The sequence below is a fragment of the Pengzhenrongella sicca genome (assembly GCF_017569225.1).
Lineage (GTDB): Bacteria > Actinomycetota > Actinomycetes > Actinomycetales > Cellulomonadaceae > Pengzhenrongella > Pengzhenrongella sicca.
In genome coordinates this window covers 3,012,932-3,027,231 of record NZ_CP071868.1, presented here as the reverse complement: position 1 = coordinate 3,027,231, position 14,300 = coordinate 3,012,932, and the positions used below count along the sequence as shown (strand labels likewise).

Below are 14,300 nucleotides of genomic sequence, written 5' to 3'. Positions count from 1 at the left end.
TCCCCCCACGCACGCCGCCCAAATGGAGGCCCTTGATGGCTCGTACCAAGAAGCGCAAGGTCGGGATCCTCACCGCCGGCGGCGACAGCCCCGGCCTGAACGCCGCGATCCGCGGTTTCGGCAAGACGGCCATCGGCCACTACGGCATGGAGCTGATCGGCTTCCGCGACGGGATCACGGGCCTGGTGCACAACCGGCACATCCCGCTCGACGGCGCGGCGCTGTCGGGGATCCTCACCATCGGCGGCACGATCCTGGGCACCAGCCGCGACAAGGTGCACCGGATCCAGATCGACGGCGAGGTGCGGGACATGGTGCCGGCCGTCATCGAGAACTACGAGAAGGAGGGGCTGGACTGCCTCGTCCTCCTCGGCGGGGGCGGCACCGCGAAGAACGCGCTCCGGCTGCAGCGCGCCGGCCTGAACGTGCTCACGCTCCCGAAGACGATCGACAACGACATAGCGATGACGGACACGAGCTTCGGCTTCGCGACGGCGACGGAGATCGCGACCGAGGCGATCGACCGCGTCCACAGCACCGCGCACAGCCATCACCGGATCATCCTCACCGAGATCATGGGCCACCGCGCCGGGTGGCTCGCGCTGGCCGCCGGGCTGGCCGGGGGAGCGGACGTCATCCTGATCCCCGAGATCCCGTACAGCGTCCAGAAGGTCGCCGAGACGATCGAGGCGCGGACCGCCCGCGGCAGCTCGTTCAGCGTCATCGCCGTGGCCGAGGGCGCGCGCGACCTCGACGACGCCGCCGATTACCAGGCGGCCCAGCTCCTGGCCAAGGCCGCGAAGACCTCGGAGGGGACGCGGGCCGCGAAGCAGCACCTGGCGAACGTCGAGGACGGCCAGCGCGAGCACACGTTCCGGCTCGCGCGGCAGCTGGAGGCCGCCACCGGCCTCGAGTCCCGCGTGACCATCCTCGGCTACGTGCAGCGCGGCGGGACGCCCTGCGCGGCGGACCGGCTGCTCGCGACGCGCCTCGGCGCGGCGGCGGCAGACCTGATCGCCCAGGGGGAGTCCGGCTACATGGTCGCAGCCCGGGGCGAGGGGACCGAGGCGGTGCCGCTGGCCGACGTCGCGGGCAAGGTCAAGATCGTCCCGCCCGAGCACGACTGGATCGCGGCCGCCCGCAAGGTCGGCACCGGGTTCGGCGACTGACCGCCACAAAGCAAGAGGCCCTGACCGCGATGACATCGCTGCTCACGATTGTCGGCCATTCGGACGGCTCGGGGGTTGTCGGAATGGCTGCGGCGTGTAGTTCGCACAGCCATTAGCCCACAACTGGATCGGCCCCCGCCGGGAGCGTGACGTCCGCGCCTCCTGCAATGGCCACGAGCGCCCAGACCGCATGGGCCGCACGAAGCCACCTCCTGCGCCGAATCAGGGCCGGGGGAGTCGCCCGCGACCCAGCTGAGCACGACGTCGACGTCGTGGGCGCCGGTGAGCGCCGCAACGAGCGTCGTCCCCGAGGTAGGCAACCAGCTCGGGAACGACCACGTGGACCTTGGCGGGCGGCAGGTCCGGCATTGCCCCAAAGTGGGTCTGCTGGGGCGCAGGGAGCGGGTCCCGGTACTAGAACCCGAGAACACGAACACGGGCTCTAGTTGCCCCCGCCCGAAACAGGAGAGAAGGCCCCGCCTGCTTCAGCACACTGAGGCGGGGCCTTCTCCACTCGCTCACTCGGTGATCAGCGTCCGGGCGCGCGCCCGGCGGGCACGCAGAGTCACCGTCAGCCAGTAGACGAACCAGACGATCACCATTGCACCCAGCACAACAGGAATCGGCACGTCAGGGAAGATGATCGCGACCAGAAATCCGAGTGCGACAGGCGCAAGGTCGGCCCACCATCGGAACTGGTACGGCGTCGGCCCCACGTACATGTCGGGCGATACGGGTCTCATCGGGTATGCGAGATCCACCTTTCTTGACTCATGCGATCTGCCACGACTGCGCCGGGGAAACGCACTGGCTCGTCCCGACGACCTTCCAGGACATCTGTCCCGCGCCGAAACCGTACTGGTAGCACGTGTGCGTGTAGTAGGCCGCGGTGTGCGCCGCGATTGACTTCATCAACCCGACGACCTTGGTCAAGCCAACATAGCCACATGCAGTCTTGACCAGAGTCCCCACGCCCGGAATCTTCGTGAAGCGCTTGGCGTAAACCTCGCAGGTCACGGTCCCGGCTGCGAGCGCGACGCCCGCGGCGGCGACGGCGACGCCCTTGATCTCGATTTGGTTGAGCGAGCGGGGTTGACTCTGTTGCGGCTGGCGATGACGGCGCTGATCGAGTTGGTCAGCCACGGCGTCCCGGCCTCCCTCCACTCTGATGCGGATGAGGGTTGAGTCCACGACTGTGATGTTGTTCGCGAGCCGCAACGGTCTGTACCGGTGGCCTGCCAACGTGGGCACGTCGTGGCGAGCAGCCGTCAAGGGCTCGCCGGACGAGGGGGTCGCACGGAAGTTGATGCGGTCGACGTTGGCGACGCTCGTCAGTGCAGAACTCGGTGCGGCGGTGGCTCAGTATTTCGCGGGACACAGCAGACAGTCCACGACTGAAACGTCGTACATTGCCGCTCCGGCGATGGCTCCGGGCGCCACGAGCGTCCCGCAGGGCTTCGGGACCGAGGGTGCACACCGACCCGCCCGCTACGGAGAAAGCGGGGTGGTTCCGGGCTGAGGCCCTCTGGAGGGGCAAAGCGAAGGGCGGCTGATCTGCGTTTCCGCAGGTCAACCGCCCTTTTTGCTGCTCCCTCGATTGGACTCGAACCAATAACCGTCCGATTAACAGTCGGATGCTCTGCCAATTGAGCTACGAGGGATTGCGTGGAAAACACTATCAGCCCTAGCGGGGTAGCCCCGCCGCGCTGCGGACCCGCGCCTCGGCCGCATCGACCAGCGCCGCGACCCTCGGATCGGTCAGGTCGACCGTGCCGCGGCCGGTGACCTGGGAGAACAGGTCCCCGTCCGGGCCGCGGCGCAGTGCGACCCGCGCCTGGGCCCCGCCCGGCAGGGACACGGTTTCGGTGTGCACGACGGAGGACTGCACCCGCTCGCGCAGCGTGCGGGTGAACGCGGGGTGGCGGCCGTCGGCCAGGTGCAGGTCCTCGGTCGTGCCGTCGACCCACTCCACGGTCAGTGTGAGGGTCTCGGGGTCGAGGCTCGCGTGGTCGACGTCGGACCACGGCCGGCGTCGCACGCTGGCGGCGTCGTCGCTCAGGTGCAGCGCCTGCCGGGAGGCGACGGCCCACCCGTCGGTGAGCTCGGCACTAGCGAGCACCCGGTCGGCGCGTTCGAGCTCGAGCGCCGCGCGCACGCGCTGGGGCAGCGGGGTCGGTCGGGTGAACAGGGGCATGCCCCCACGATAAGCGGCGCTCGCCGCGTCCGGCTTGTGCGCCGCCCGCGAAGCCCGCCCCGGTACCCTGGGCACTCAACGGGGCAGTAGCTCAGCCGGTCAGAGCAGCGGACTCATAATCCGTCGGTCGTGGGTTCAAGCCCCACCTGCCCCACAGGGTTTTCAGGTCCGGTTCCGGATCGCCGCCTGGGTCTGCGCTGCTGCACCCGGGCGAACTCACTCACCAGGCGCGGCGGTGCTTTTCCCGCTCAGCGGGGACCTGTGTGCGCGCATTCGGGGGAATTCTCGGACGGCTTTTTCACTCGAACGAGACCGGGCGCCTCGCCTGCACAGGGCGAGGCGCCCGTCTTCGCTGTGGACCCGCGCCCACACGTCCTGCTCGCGCCTGGACGTTAGCCGCATGTTAAGGCCAAATGGGCCAACTGTGCAGTGCAGAACAGGCAGCAGGGGCGCGCAGGGACGCCCATCGGGCGCCCGGCAGGTCCCGACTTGTGGTGATCAAACGTGTCATGTCCAACTCACTGTCTTCTTGCACAAATGTCCAGTTGCGCGCATCATGTCCGCGTCAGCGAAAAGGGCATACCCGTTGCAAGGCGGGGACGCAAAGCCACGGAGCCTTCACCGGCGAGCCGGGCTACCAACAGAGATCGGATATCGACCATGTCGACGCCCACCACGTCCAGCCCCACTGCGGCCGCTGAAGCGCCCGCGCCCGCGCCCGCGCTCCTGACGCCGTCGGAGGTGGCGGCGATGTTTCGGGTCGACCCCAAGACCGTGACGCGCTGGGCCAAGGCCGGCAAGATCTCCGCGATCCGCACCCTGGGGGGCCACCGCCGGTTCCACGAGAGCGAGGTCCGCCAGCTGCTTCTCGGCGTGCCGGAGCAGCGCGACTCCGAGGTCTGAGCTCTCCGGCGGCGGGGGCGGCAAGTGGCCGCCCCCGCCGCCCTGGGTTACCTGCCCGATCCGCGTGGATCGTTGCCGTGATCGCTCCCGGAGCAGCGCTGCCACGGGGGCGACCCGCGTCATGGGAGAATCACCGCATGGCAATTCGAGAGATCCGCACGGTCGGCGACCCGGTGCTGCGCACCCCCTGCGAGCCCGTGACCGCGATCGACGCGCGCGCCCGGTCGCTCGTGGAGGACCTGCTCGAGACGGTCGATCAGGAGGGCCGGGCCGGGCTGGCCGCCAATCAGATCGGCGTCAGCCTCCGGGCGTTCTCCTGGAACATCGACGACGAGGTCGGGTACGTCCTCAACCCGACGATCGTCGAGCTCTCGGATGACTACCAGGACGGCGACGAAGGCTGCCTGTCGGTTCCCGGCCTCTGGTACCCGACCAAGCGCGCGTGGTACGCCCGCGTCGTCGGCACGGACCTGGACGGACACGAGGTGTCGGTCGAGGGGACCGAGCTCATGGCGCGTTGCCTGCAGCACGAGGTCGACCACCTCGACGGGATGCTCTACCTCGACCGGCTCGAGCGGTCGGTCCGCAAGAAGGCGATGCGGGCGATGCGCGAGCAGCTGTAGCCGACTCGGCACCGGATGCGGCATGATGGTCCGCAGCGTGCCTCTCGGGGCGCGCGCCTCCTGGTAGGGGTGAGGTCGTTGGGGAAGACGAACCTCGACCCGTCTGGAGGAACGACATGGCTGGTGTCATCACCCGCGGTGTACTTTTTGTGCACTCCGCACCCCGCGCACTGTGCCCTCACATCGAGTGGGCGGCCGGCGGGGTACTTGGCGTACGCCTGACCCTGGACTGGACGGAGCAGCCCGCTGCGCCGGGCATGTTCCGGGCCGAGCGCTCGTGGCAGGGACCGCAGGGCACCGGGGCACAGCTGACGTCCGGCCTGCGGGGCTGGGCCCACCTGCGGTACGAGGTGACCGAGGAGGCCAGTCACGGCTCCGACGGCGCGCGCTGGAGCCACACGCCCGAGCTCGGCATCTTCCACGCCGCGACGGACGTGCACGGCAACGTCGTCGTCCCCGAGGACCGGATCCGCGCCGCGCTCGAGCACGGCCGGGACTCCGCGCGCCTGCGCGCCGAGCTGGGCCTCGCGCTCGGTCAGGCCTGGGACGACGAGCTGGAGCCGTTCCGGTACGCCGGCGCCGGCGCGCCCGTGCGCTGGCTGCACCGCGTCGGCTGACGGTCACATGAAGGCGCCTGGACCCGCGCGGCGGCGCGGGCCCAGGCAGTAGGGGAGTTGCGGGCCGCAGGGGCCCGCTGGGGTCGGCTCAGGCGCTCGTCAGGACCAGGGCGACGTTGTGCCCGCCGAAGCCGAACGAGTTGTTGATCGCGGCGATCGGCCCGGCCGGCAAGGCGCGGGGCGTGTCGCGGACCAGGTCGAGGTCGAGCTGCGGGTCCGGCTGGGTCACGTTGATCGTCGGCGGCGCGACGTGGTCGCGCAGCGCGAGCACCGTGAGGATGGTCTCGACCGCCCCGGCCGCGCCGAGCAGGTGCCCCATCATCGACTTGGTCGCCGACAGCACCACGTGGTCGGCGTCCGCACCGAACAGGGACCTGATGCCGCGGGCCTCGATCATGTCCCCGACGGGTGTCGAGGTCGCGTGGGCGTTCACGTGCACGACGTCGCGCGCCGTCAGGTCGGCATCGGCCAACGCGGTGCGCATCGCGCCGGTCTGGCCGACACCGGTCGGCTCGGGCGCGGCGATGTGGTGCGCGTCCGAGGTCATCCCGAATCCGCTGACGTGCGCGAGCACGGTGGCCCCGCGGGCGGCCGCGTGGGCCGCGCTCTCGAGGATGACGATGCCGGCGCCCTCGCCGAGCACGAAGCCGTCGCGGGTGACGTCGTAGGGCCGCGAGGCCCCGGCCGGGTCGTCGTTGCGCGTCGACAGCGCCTTCATCGCGGCGAACGAGGAGATCGGCATCGGGTGCACGGCGGCCTCGGTGCCGCCGGCGATGACGACGTCGGCGCGGCCGGACCGGATCATCTGCGCGCCGTACGCGATGGCCTCGGCGCCGGAGGCGCACGCGGACACCGGGGCGTGCGCGCCGGCCTTGGCGCCGAACTCGATCGAGATGTTCGCGGCCGGGGAGTTGGGCATGAGCATCGGGACCGTCATGGGCAGGGCGCGCCGGGCGCCCTTCTCCCGGATCGTGTCCCACGCGCTGAGGATCGTCCACACGCCGCCGATGCCGGAGCCGACGACGGCGCCGAGGCGCTCGGGCGCGACGTCGGGAGATCCGGCGTGGGCCCAGGCCTCGCGCGCGGCGATCGTCGCGTACTGCGCGGACGGGTCCATCTTGCGGGTCTCGGGGCGGGTAAGGATGTCCGCCGCCGGCACCGCGAGGGTGCCCGCGAAGGCCACCGGGATCTCGTACTTCACGGCCCAGTCGTTGTCCATGGTCCGCACGCCGGAGCGGCCGGCGAGGGCCGACTTCCACGTGCTGTCGACGTCCCCACCGAGCGGGGTGGTGGCGCCGAGTCCGGTGATGACGACGTCGGGTGCGCTGGCCATGACGACTCCTGGTGGCGAAGAGGCGGGTGTCGGGAAAGTGCGGGGCCGGGTCGGGCGCTCGCCAGTGACGGCGGGCGCCCGACCGCGGGGGGAGCGGTGGCCGAACTAGGCCGCCTGGGCTCCCGCGATGAACTTGACGACGTCAGCCACGCTCGAGAGGTTCTTGACCTCGTCGTCGGGGATGCGCACGCCGAACTTCTCCTCGGCGAGCGTGACGATCGTCATCATCGACAGCGAGTCGATGTCGAGGTCGTCGGTGAAGGACTTCTCGGGCAGGACCGAGTCCGTCGGAAGCCCGGTCTCCTCGCTGACGATCTCGGCCAGTCCGGCCAGGATCTCCTGCTCGCTGAACGCCATCTTTATCTCCTAGGGTCGTTGGTGCGGGTCACGCTCTGTCGGTGAATTGTCTCAGGGCAGCACGACGACCTGCGCCGCGTAGACGAGGCCCGCGCCGAAACCGATCTGCAGGGCCAAGGCGCCGCTGCTGACCTGGCCCTCGGAAAGCAGGCGGTCGGTGGCGAGGGGGATGGAGGCGGAGGACGTGTTGCCGGTGTCGGCGATGTCCCGGGCCACCACGACGGAGTCGGGCAGCTTGAGCTCCTTGATCATCTGGTCGATGATCCGCATGTTCGCCTGGTGGGGGATGAAGGCCTCGATGTCGTCCGGGCCGACGCCCGCGGCGTCCATCGCCTTCTGCGCGACCGGCGCCATCTGCCAGACGGCCCACTTGAACACGCTCTGGCCCTCCTGGCGCAGCGTCGGCCAGCCGGCGCCGTGGTCCCGGATGTCGAGGAACGAGTGCGTCTGGCGGATCGCGTTGGTCTGCGAGCCGTCCGAGCCCCACACGGTCGGGCCGATGCCGGGGGTGTCGGAGGGGCCGACGACGACCGCGCCGGCGCCGTCGCCGAGCAGGAACGAGATCGTCCGGTCGGTCGGGTCGATGATGTCGCTCATCTTCTCGGCGCCGATCACGAGCACGTTCCGGGCCGCGCCGGACCGCACGAGCGCGTCGGCGTGTCCGATGCAGTAGCAGTAGCCGGCGCAGGCTGCCGAGACGTCGAAGGCGGCCGCAGGGGTCGCTCCGATGCGATCGGCGATGAACACGGCCGCGGCCGGGGTCTGCAGGAAGTGGGTCGTGGTCGAGACGATCACGGCGTCGATGTCGGCGCCCGTCAGGCCTGCGTTCTTCAGCGCGGCGTTCGCGGCGATCTCTGCCAGGTCGAGCACCCCGGTGCCGGGCGCCGCGCGCCGGCGCGTGATGATGCCGGTGCGCTTGCGGATCCACTCGTCGGAGGAGTCGATCGGCCCCGCGAGGTCGTCGTTCGTGACCGTCAGCTCGCCGCGAGCAGCGCCGATGCCGAGGATGCGGGCATGGGCCGGTCCGGTCGCCTGGGTCAGGGTCGCACGAGTCACGACGGGTTCTCCTGAAGGTCGGGGGAGGTCAGGGCTGCGGGGTGGCCGCCGTGACGGCGGACGAGGTCACGGGCGGCGTCGAGATCGCCAGGCGCCTTGACTGCCACCGTTTCCACCCCAGGCAGGGTACGCCTGGCGAGCCCGGTGAGGACACCGGCGGGTGCCAGCTCGAGCAGGGCGGTCACGCCCAGGGCCTGCATCGCCTGCTGGCACAGGTCCCAGCGCACGGGGTTCGCGACCTGCGCCACGAGCCGCTTCAGCGCGTCGGTCCCGGCCGTGACGACGGCGCCGTCGGCATTGAGGAGCAGCGGGAGCCGCGCGTCGGCCGGCGTGATGGTGGCCGCCTTCGCGGCGAGCTCCGCGACCGCGGGCGCCATGGTGGTGGTGTGGAACGCGCCCGCGACCTGCAGCGGGATGACGCGGGTGCGGGCGGGCGGGGCGGCGCTCAGCGCAGCGAGGGCGGTGAGGGAGCCGGCGGCCACGACCTGGCCGCCGCCGTTGACGTTCGCCGGGGTCAGCCCGAGCTCGGCCAGGCGGGCGAGCACCTCGGTGGGGTCGCCGCCGAGCAGCGCGCTCATGCCCGTGGGGGCGGCGGCTGCGGCGCGGGCCATCGCGGCCCCGCGCACCGCCACGAGCTCGAGCGCCTCGCGCTCGGTGAGCACGCCGGCGATCGCCGCGGCGCCGAGCTCTCCGACGGAGTGCCCCGCGACGGCGTCGATGGCGAGCACGCCCGAGTCGAAGAGCGCGTGGAAGGTCGCGAGCGCGGTCGCGACGAGCAGCGGCTGTGCCACCGCGGTGTCCCGGATGGTCGGCGCGTCGGAGGTCGTGCCGTGGGCGACCAGGTCCATCCCGACGATGTCGCTGTAGCCCGCGAGGCGGTCGGCAACACCCGCCAGGTCGAGCCAGGGCGCAAGCATGCCGGGTGACTGGGCACCCTGACCGGGACAGACGACGACAAGCACCCGTCCACTGTGCCCAATGCTCGCCCGTGCACCGGCGCACGACCCGCACCAACTATCCGGAATGGCTTTGTGCGATGTCTACAATCTGAGCGCTGGCGCCCCTCAGGACGCGTCGTCGAGCCGCCCGAGCGCCAGTGCCGTCTGCAGCACGTAGGACTCCCGCGGACTGAGCGGGTCCCACCCCGTGAGCTCGGCAACCTTGCGCAGGCGATAGCGCACGGTGTTCGGGTGCACGTAGAGCAGGCGCGCCGCGGCCTCGAGCGAGCGGCCCCCGCCGAGGTACGCCGACAGCGTCTCGAGCAGCGCGCCGGTGCTCGCCTGGAGGGGCCGGTACGCCTGCTCCACGAGCGCCCGCCGCGCGGTGACGTCGCCGGTGAGCACCCGTTCGGGCAGGAGGTCGTCGGCGGCGACGGGCCGGGGCGCCTGCGCCCACGCGGGCGCCGCCACGAGGCCGGCCAGCGCGGCGCGGGCCGAGCGCGCGGAGTCGGCGAGCCCGTCGACCGTGGGGCCGATCACGACCGGCCCGGGCCCGAAGCGGGACAGCAGGGTCGCGGCGGCTGCGTGCAGGTCGCCCGTGCCGCCCAGGAAGACGACGAGGCGATCGCCCTGGATGCCCACGAGCGCGTCGTCGGCGACCCGGCGGGTGGCGCGGCGCAGGTCGGCCGCGCGCACGTCGTCCACGGGGGTGCCGGACGAGCCGACCATCACCAGGGTCGAGCCGCGGCCGCTCCAGCCGAGCGCCGCGACGCGCGAGCCGATGCTCTCGTCGGCCTCGCCGCGCGTGAGCGCGTCCACGACGAGCGCCTCGAGTCGGGCGTCCCACGCGCCGCGCACCTCGGCGGCGCGGGCATAGACCTCGGCGGCGGAGAACGCGACCTCCCGGGAGTACCGCAGCACGGCCTCGCGCAGGTCGCGCTCGGTCCCCGGCGCGGCGAGCTCGTCGCTGTGGGCCTCCACGACGTCGACGATGACGCGCACGAGCTGCAGGGTGTGCTGCAACGAGATGGATCGCGTGAGCTCGGGCGGCGCGCCCGCGAAGATCTCGCTGACGCCGTGCGGCGTCGCGGTCGGCTGCGCGTACCAGGTGACGAACGCGTCGATGCCGGCCTGGGCCACGAGCCCGACCCAGGACCGGTGCTCGGCTGGCAGGATCCGGTACCACTGGAGCTCGTCGTCGAGGCGCCGCATCGCGGCCGCGTTGAGGATGTCGCTCCCGTCGCGCAGCCGGCGCAGGGTGTCCGTCTCGGAGCTGGAGGGCACGGCGGTCATGCTCGGAGCATACGGGGGCAGTTGTAGGGAGTCGACAAACATCGGGAGCCCGGCTACGGGGAGGTGCGGTCCGCGGCCCGGCCGTGGGCGCGTGCGAACACAGTCACTCGGCTATGGTCCTGTCATGGCTTTGCTACCTCGATTGCGTCAATTGATGCGGCGTCCGTCGTCCGCATCGAAGGTCGGCGCACGTCGACCGACGAAGACTGCCCGCCGCGGCGACACGCTGCACGAAGATGCGTTGCGCTCGATGTTGAGCGACGACCCCAACAATGTGCGCGCCTTTCAGGCGCTCGCCGAGATCGTGTCCCGCCGCGCCGCCGGCACCGGACCCGACAGCGATCCGCTGACGGCCCCGGCCGACGCGGTCGAGCGCCAGCGCGCCGCGGACCTCGCGGTCTGGTCCCTCGCCGAGGAGCTCGCCGGTCACCCCCGGGCGTGGTACCCGCTGGTCGAGCTCGCGCGACTGTCCGCCAACGACGACCACGAGGGCACGCTGCGACGGCTCGCGACGGCGGCCGAGCGCGACCCGTCGGGCGAGGCGCTCGCCGGCGGGCTCGCCGTGCTGCGCGACGCCGGTCAGCCGGGCGAGGCGCTCGGGCTCGGCATCGGGCACTGGCGGCCGCGGGAGCAGACGCCCGAGGTCGGGCGTCACCTCGTCCTCGCCGCGATCGAGGCCGGCCGGCCGCTCGAGGCGAAGCAGCACCTGCGGACCCTCGACCTCTTCCCCGACCAGGCCGCGATCGCGGGGATGCGCGCCGACCTCACGCACGCCGTCGCGCAGGCCGAGCAGCAGATCGCCGGCACCTGACCGCACCGCGTTTCCCATGACGAAGGGCCCCGACGCACAGCGTCGGGGCCCTTCGTCATGCGCGGCTCAGCGCCGGGCGGGCGCGGTCAGGAGTCCCCGCCCGCGCTGCCCGAGGTTCCGGCGGTGACGTCGTACAGCCGGTACCGCTCGATCGCCTGCGCCGGAGCGTCCGCCGCGACCTTGCCCTCGCGCGCGAGCTGCTGGAGCACGCGCACCGCGGTCGACGGGCCGTCGATCTTGAAGTGCCGCCGCGCCGCCGGCCGGGTGTCGGAGAACCCGAACCCGTCGGCGCCGAGCGTCGCGTACGTGCCAGGGATCCACTGCCGCACCTGGTCCGGTACGAGGTGGTCGAAGTCCGTCGTCGCGACGAACGGACCCTCGGCGCCCGCGAGCTTCTGGGTGAGGTACGCGACGCGCGGCTCCTCGCCGGGGTGCAGGAACGCCTGCTCCTCCGCCGCGAGGCCGTCGCGGCGCAGCTCGTTCCAGCTGGTCACCGACCAGACCGCGGCGCGCACGCCCCAGTCCTCGGCGAGCAGCTTCTGCGCCTCCTTCGCCCACAGGATCGCCACGCCCGAGGCGAGGATCTGGGCGCGCGGCCCGTCGCCCTCGGCCGGGGAGATGAGGTGGATGCCCCGCAGGATCCCGTCGACGTCCACGTCCTCCGGTTCGGCCGGCTGGAGCATCGGCTCGTTGTACACCGTCAGGTAGTAGATGACGTCCGAGTCCCGCTGGTCTTCGCGGCCGTACATGCGCTCGAGCCCGTCGCGCACGATGTGCCGGATCTCGTAGCCGTACGCCGGGTCGTAGTGCACGACGTGCGGCATCGTGCCGGCGAGCAGCGGCGAGTGGCCGTCGGCGTGCTGCAGACCCTCGCCGGTGAGCGTGGTGCGCCCCGCGGTCGCGCCGATGAGGAACCCGCGCGTCATCTGGTCGCCCGCGGCCCAGAACTGGTCGCCGGTGCGCTGGAACCCGAACATCGAGTAGTAGAAGTAGAACGGGACCAGCACCTCGCCGTGGGTGGCGTAGGAGGTGCCGACGGCCTGGAACGCCGCCGCGGAGCCGGCCTCGTTGATGCCGGTGTGCATGATCTGCCCGGCCTCGGACTCCTTGTAGGACAGCATCATCTCGCGGTCGACCGCGAGGTAGTGCTGGCCCAGGGTGTTGAAGATCTTCGCGCTCGGGAAGATCGCGTCGAGGCCGAAGGTGCGGGCCTCGTCCGGGATGATCGGCACGATCCGGTGGCCGAAGTCCTTGTCCTTGACGAGGTCCTTGAACAGCCGCACGAGGGCCATCGTCGTGGCGACCTCCTGGTGCCCCGACCCCTTCGCGAGCAGGTCGTACGTCTTCGCCGGCGGGAGCGTGACCGGGGCGTGGGTGGTCCGGCGCTCGGGCACGAAGCCGCCGAGCGCGCGGCGGCGCTCGAGCATGTACTGGATCTCGGGGGAGTCGGCGCCGGGGTTGAAGTACGGCGGCTCGTACGGGTTCGCCTCGATCTGCTCGTCCGTGACCGGGATGCGCAGCGAGTCGCGCAGCGCCTTCAGGTCGTCCGACTTGAGCTTCTTCATCTGGTGCGTCGAGTTGCGCCCGGCGAAGCCGGAGCCCAGGCCGTAGCCCTTGATCGTGTGCGCGAGGATGACCGTCGGCTGCCCGGTGTGGTTCATCGCGGCCGTGTACGCGGCGTAGATCTTGCGGTAGTCGTGGCCGCCGCGCTTGAGCTCCCAGATCTCGTCGTCCGTCATGGACTCGACGAGCTGCTTGGTGCGCGGGTCGCGCCCGAAGAAGTTCTCCCGCACGAATGCGCCGTCGTTGGCCTTGAAGGTCTGGAAGTCGCCGTCGGGGGTGTTGTTCATCAGGTTGACCAGCGCGCGGTCCTTGTCGGCGTTGAGCAGCTTGTCCCAGCCGCGGCCCCACACCACCTTGATGACGTTCCAGCCTGCGCCGCGGAACTGCGCCTCGAGCTCCTGGATGATCTTGCCGTTGCCGCGGACCGGTCCGTCGAGGCGCTGCAGGTTGCAGTTCACGACGAACGTGAGGTTGTCCAGGCCCTGCTGCGCGGCGTGCTGGAGCATGCCGCGGCTCTCCGGCTCGTCCATCTCGCCGTCGCCCAGGAACGCCCACACGTGCTGGGCGGAGGTGTCCTTGATCTTGCGGTTGTGCAGGTACCGGTTGGTCCACGCCTGGTAGATCGCCGATGCCGGGCCGAGGCCCATCGAGACGGTCGGGAACTCCCAGAAGTCGGGCATCAGGCGCGGGTGCGGGTAGGACGGCATACCGCCGCCGGGGTGGGACAGCTCCTGGCGGAAGCCGTCGAGCTGGTGCTCGGTCAGCCGGCCCTCGAGGAACGCCCGCGCGTACACGCCGGGGGAGGCGTGGCCCTGGAAGTAGACGTGGTCGCCGCCGCCAGGGTGGTCCTTCCCGCGGAAGAAGTGGTTCATGCCGACCTCGTACAGCGTCGCGACGGACGCGTACGAGGAGATGTGGCCGCCGACGCCGATGCCCGGCCGCTGCGCGCGCGTGACCATGACCGCGGCGTTCCACCGGATCCACGAGCGATAGCGACGCTCCAGGGCCTCGTCGCCCGGGAAGTACGGCTCCTCGTGCACGCCGATCGTGTTGACGTACGGCGTCGAGACCGAGGTCGGGATCGCCACGCTGCGCTCGCGCGCACGTTTGAGCAGGTTCAGCAGGACGTACCGGGCGCGCGGACCGCCGCGCCCATCAATCAGCCCGTCCAGGGACTCGATCCACTCGCCCGTCTCGGACGGGTCGATGTCGTCCACCTGGCTCAGCAGACCGTTGATCAGCGGTCCAGTCTCGTCGATCGAAGCCACCATCGCTCCTTGCATGTCGTCTGCGGCGGCGGCCATTGCGCCCCGCTGCAGCCTCGGACCGATCCGTTGCGGGGCAGTGAGCCCCCCGCGGGTCGGTAGTGCTCCTATTCTCTAGCGCTGGGGGGACGAAAGTCACACGTGAGCGCGCCAATCCGGCGTGACGTCGGTGACATCG

General features: G+C 71.3%; 14 protein-coding genes, 2 tRNA genes and 1 riboswitch. Of the genes, 6 read left to right on the top strand and 10 right to left on the bottom strand.

Annotated features, from left to right (window positions below; all coding sequences use genetic code 11):
* Nucleotides 1-35 precede the first annotated feature (35 nt).
* On the top strand, nt 36-1,169 hold the full coding sequence (locus tag J4E96_RS13910; protein WP_227422691.1) for an ATP-dependent 6-phosphofructokinase: 1,134 nt from the start codon (nt 36-38) through the stop codon (nt 1,167-1,169).
* 518 nt (nt 1,170-1,687) lie between these two features.
* Here J4E96_RS13910 and J4E96_RS13905 read toward each other — a convergent pair.
* The 4 genes from J4E96_RS13905 to J4E96_RS13890 all read right to left on the bottom strand — a co-directional run bounded on the left by J4E96_RS13905 (nt 1,688) and on the right by J4E96_RS13890 (nt 3,363).
* Nucleotides 1,688-1,930, bottom strand: a complete 243-nt coding sequence (locus J4E96_RS13905) for a hypothetical protein (protein WP_227422690.1) — start codon at nt 1,928-1,930, stop codon at nt 1,688-1,690.
* Nucleotides 1,931-1,940: 10 nt separating this feature from the next.
* The gene (locus J4E96_RS13900) at nt 1,941-2,312 is read right to left on the bottom strand and encodes a hypothetical protein (RefSeq protein ID WP_227422689.1); all 372 of its coding nucleotides are present in this window, start codon (nt 2,310-2,312) and stop codon (nt 1,941-1,943) included.
* 445 nt (nt 2,313-2,757) lie between these two features.
* Nucleotides 2,758-2,830, bottom strand: a tRNA-Asn gene (locus tag J4E96_RS13895).
* A 23-nt stretch (nt 2,831-2,853) separates the two neighbouring features.
* Nucleotides 2,854-3,363 carry a hypothetical protein gene (locus J4E96_RS13890; RefSeq protein ID WP_227422688.1) on the bottom strand — a complete coding sequence of 170 codons (510 nt, stop codon included), beginning with the start codon at nt 3,361-3,363 and terminating at the stop codon, nt 2,854-2,856.
* An 80-nt stretch (nt 3,364-3,443) separates the two neighbouring features.
* Between J4E96_RS13890 and J4E96_RS13885 the strand changes: the two genes are divergently transcribed.
* The 4 genes from J4E96_RS13885 to J4E96_RS13870 all read left to right on the top strand — a co-directional run bounded on the left by J4E96_RS13885 (nt 3,444) and on the right by J4E96_RS13870 (nt 5,506).
* Nucleotides 3,444-3,517 (top strand) — tRNA-Ile (locus tag J4E96_RS13885).
* 412 nt (nt 3,518-3,929) lie between these two features.
* Nucleotides 3,930-4,005: riboswitch (cyclic di-GMP riboswitch) on the top strand.
* 18 nt (nt 4,006-4,023) lie between these two features.
* Entirely contained in the window at nt 4,024-4,266 is a 243-nt protein-coding gene (locus J4E96_RS13880) for a BldC family transcriptional regulator (RefSeq protein ID WP_227422687.1), read from the top strand.
* A 137-nt stretch (nt 4,267-4,403) separates the two neighbouring features.
* Complete coding sequence (gene def / locus J4E96_RS13875; RefSeq protein WP_227422686.1) at nt 4,404-4,889, top strand: peptide deformylase; 486 nt, start codon at nt 4,404-4,406, stop codon at nt 4,887-4,889.
* Nucleotides 4,890-5,005: 116 nt separating this feature from the next.
* On the top strand, nt 5,006-5,506 hold the full coding sequence (locus tag J4E96_RS13870) for a DUF3145 domain-containing protein (RefSeq protein WP_227422685.1): 501 nt from the start codon (nt 5,006-5,008) through the stop codon (nt 5,504-5,506).
* An 88-nt stretch (nt 5,507-5,594) separates the two neighbouring features.
* On the opposite strand, the gene J4E96_RS13865 is transcribed toward J4E96_RS13870, so the two are convergent.
* The 5 genes from J4E96_RS13865 to J4E96_RS13845 form a co-directional block, all read right to left on the bottom strand.
* Nucleotides 5,595-6,839 (bottom strand): beta-ketoacyl-[acyl-carrier-protein] synthase family protein, encoded by a 1,245-nt coding sequence (locus J4E96_RS13865; RefSeq protein WP_227422684.1) that lies wholly within the window; start codon nt 6,837-6,839, stop codon nt 5,595-5,597.
* 105 nt (nt 6,840-6,944) lie between these two features.
* Nucleotides 6,945-7,196 (bottom strand): acyl carrier protein, encoded by a 252-nt coding sequence (locus tag J4E96_RS13860; RefSeq protein ID WP_227422683.1) that lies wholly within the window; start codon nt 7,194-7,196, stop codon nt 6,945-6,947.
* 51 nt (nt 7,197-7,247) lie between these two features.
* A complete protein-coding gene (locus J4E96_RS13855) occupies nt 7,248-8,252 on the bottom strand; it encodes a beta-ketoacyl-ACP synthase III (RefSeq protein ID WP_227422682.1) in 1,005 nt (334 codons plus the stop codon).
* Nucleotides 8,249-9,214, bottom strand: coding sequence for an ACP S-malonyltransferase (locus J4E96_RS13850; protein ID WP_227422681.1), 966 nt, complete (start codon nt 9,212-9,214; stop codon nt 8,249-8,251). Before J4E96_RS13850 ends, J4E96_RS13855 begins: the two co-directional genes overlap by 4 nt.
* Before the next feature lie 102 nt (nt 9,215-9,316).
* Nucleotides 9,317-10,483: a PucR family transcriptional regulator gene (locus J4E96_RS13845; protein ID WP_227422680.1), complete on the bottom strand. Its 1,167-nt coding sequence runs from the start codon at nt 10,481-10,483 to the stop codon at nt 9,317-9,319.
* Between the two features lie 250 nt (nt 10,484-10,733).
* Here J4E96_RS13845 and J4E96_RS13840 point away from each other — a divergent pair, with 250 nt between their 5' ends.
* The gene (locus J4E96_RS13840) at nt 10,734-11,294 is read left to right on the top strand and encodes a hypothetical protein (protein ID WP_227422679.1); all 561 of its coding nucleotides are present in this window, start codon (nt 10,734-10,736) and stop codon (nt 11,292-11,294) included.
* A gap of 86 nt (nt 11,295-11,380) precedes the next feature.
* Here J4E96_RS13840 and aceE read toward each other — a convergent pair whose 3' ends face one another.
* Nucleotides 11,381-14,125, bottom strand: a complete 2,745-nt coding sequence (aceE, locus tag J4E96_RS13835; protein ID WP_227422678.1) for a pyruvate dehydrogenase (acetyl-transferring), homodimeric type — start codon at nt 14,123-14,125, stop codon at nt 11,381-11,383.
* Nucleotides 14,126-14,300 lie beyond the last annotated feature (175 nt).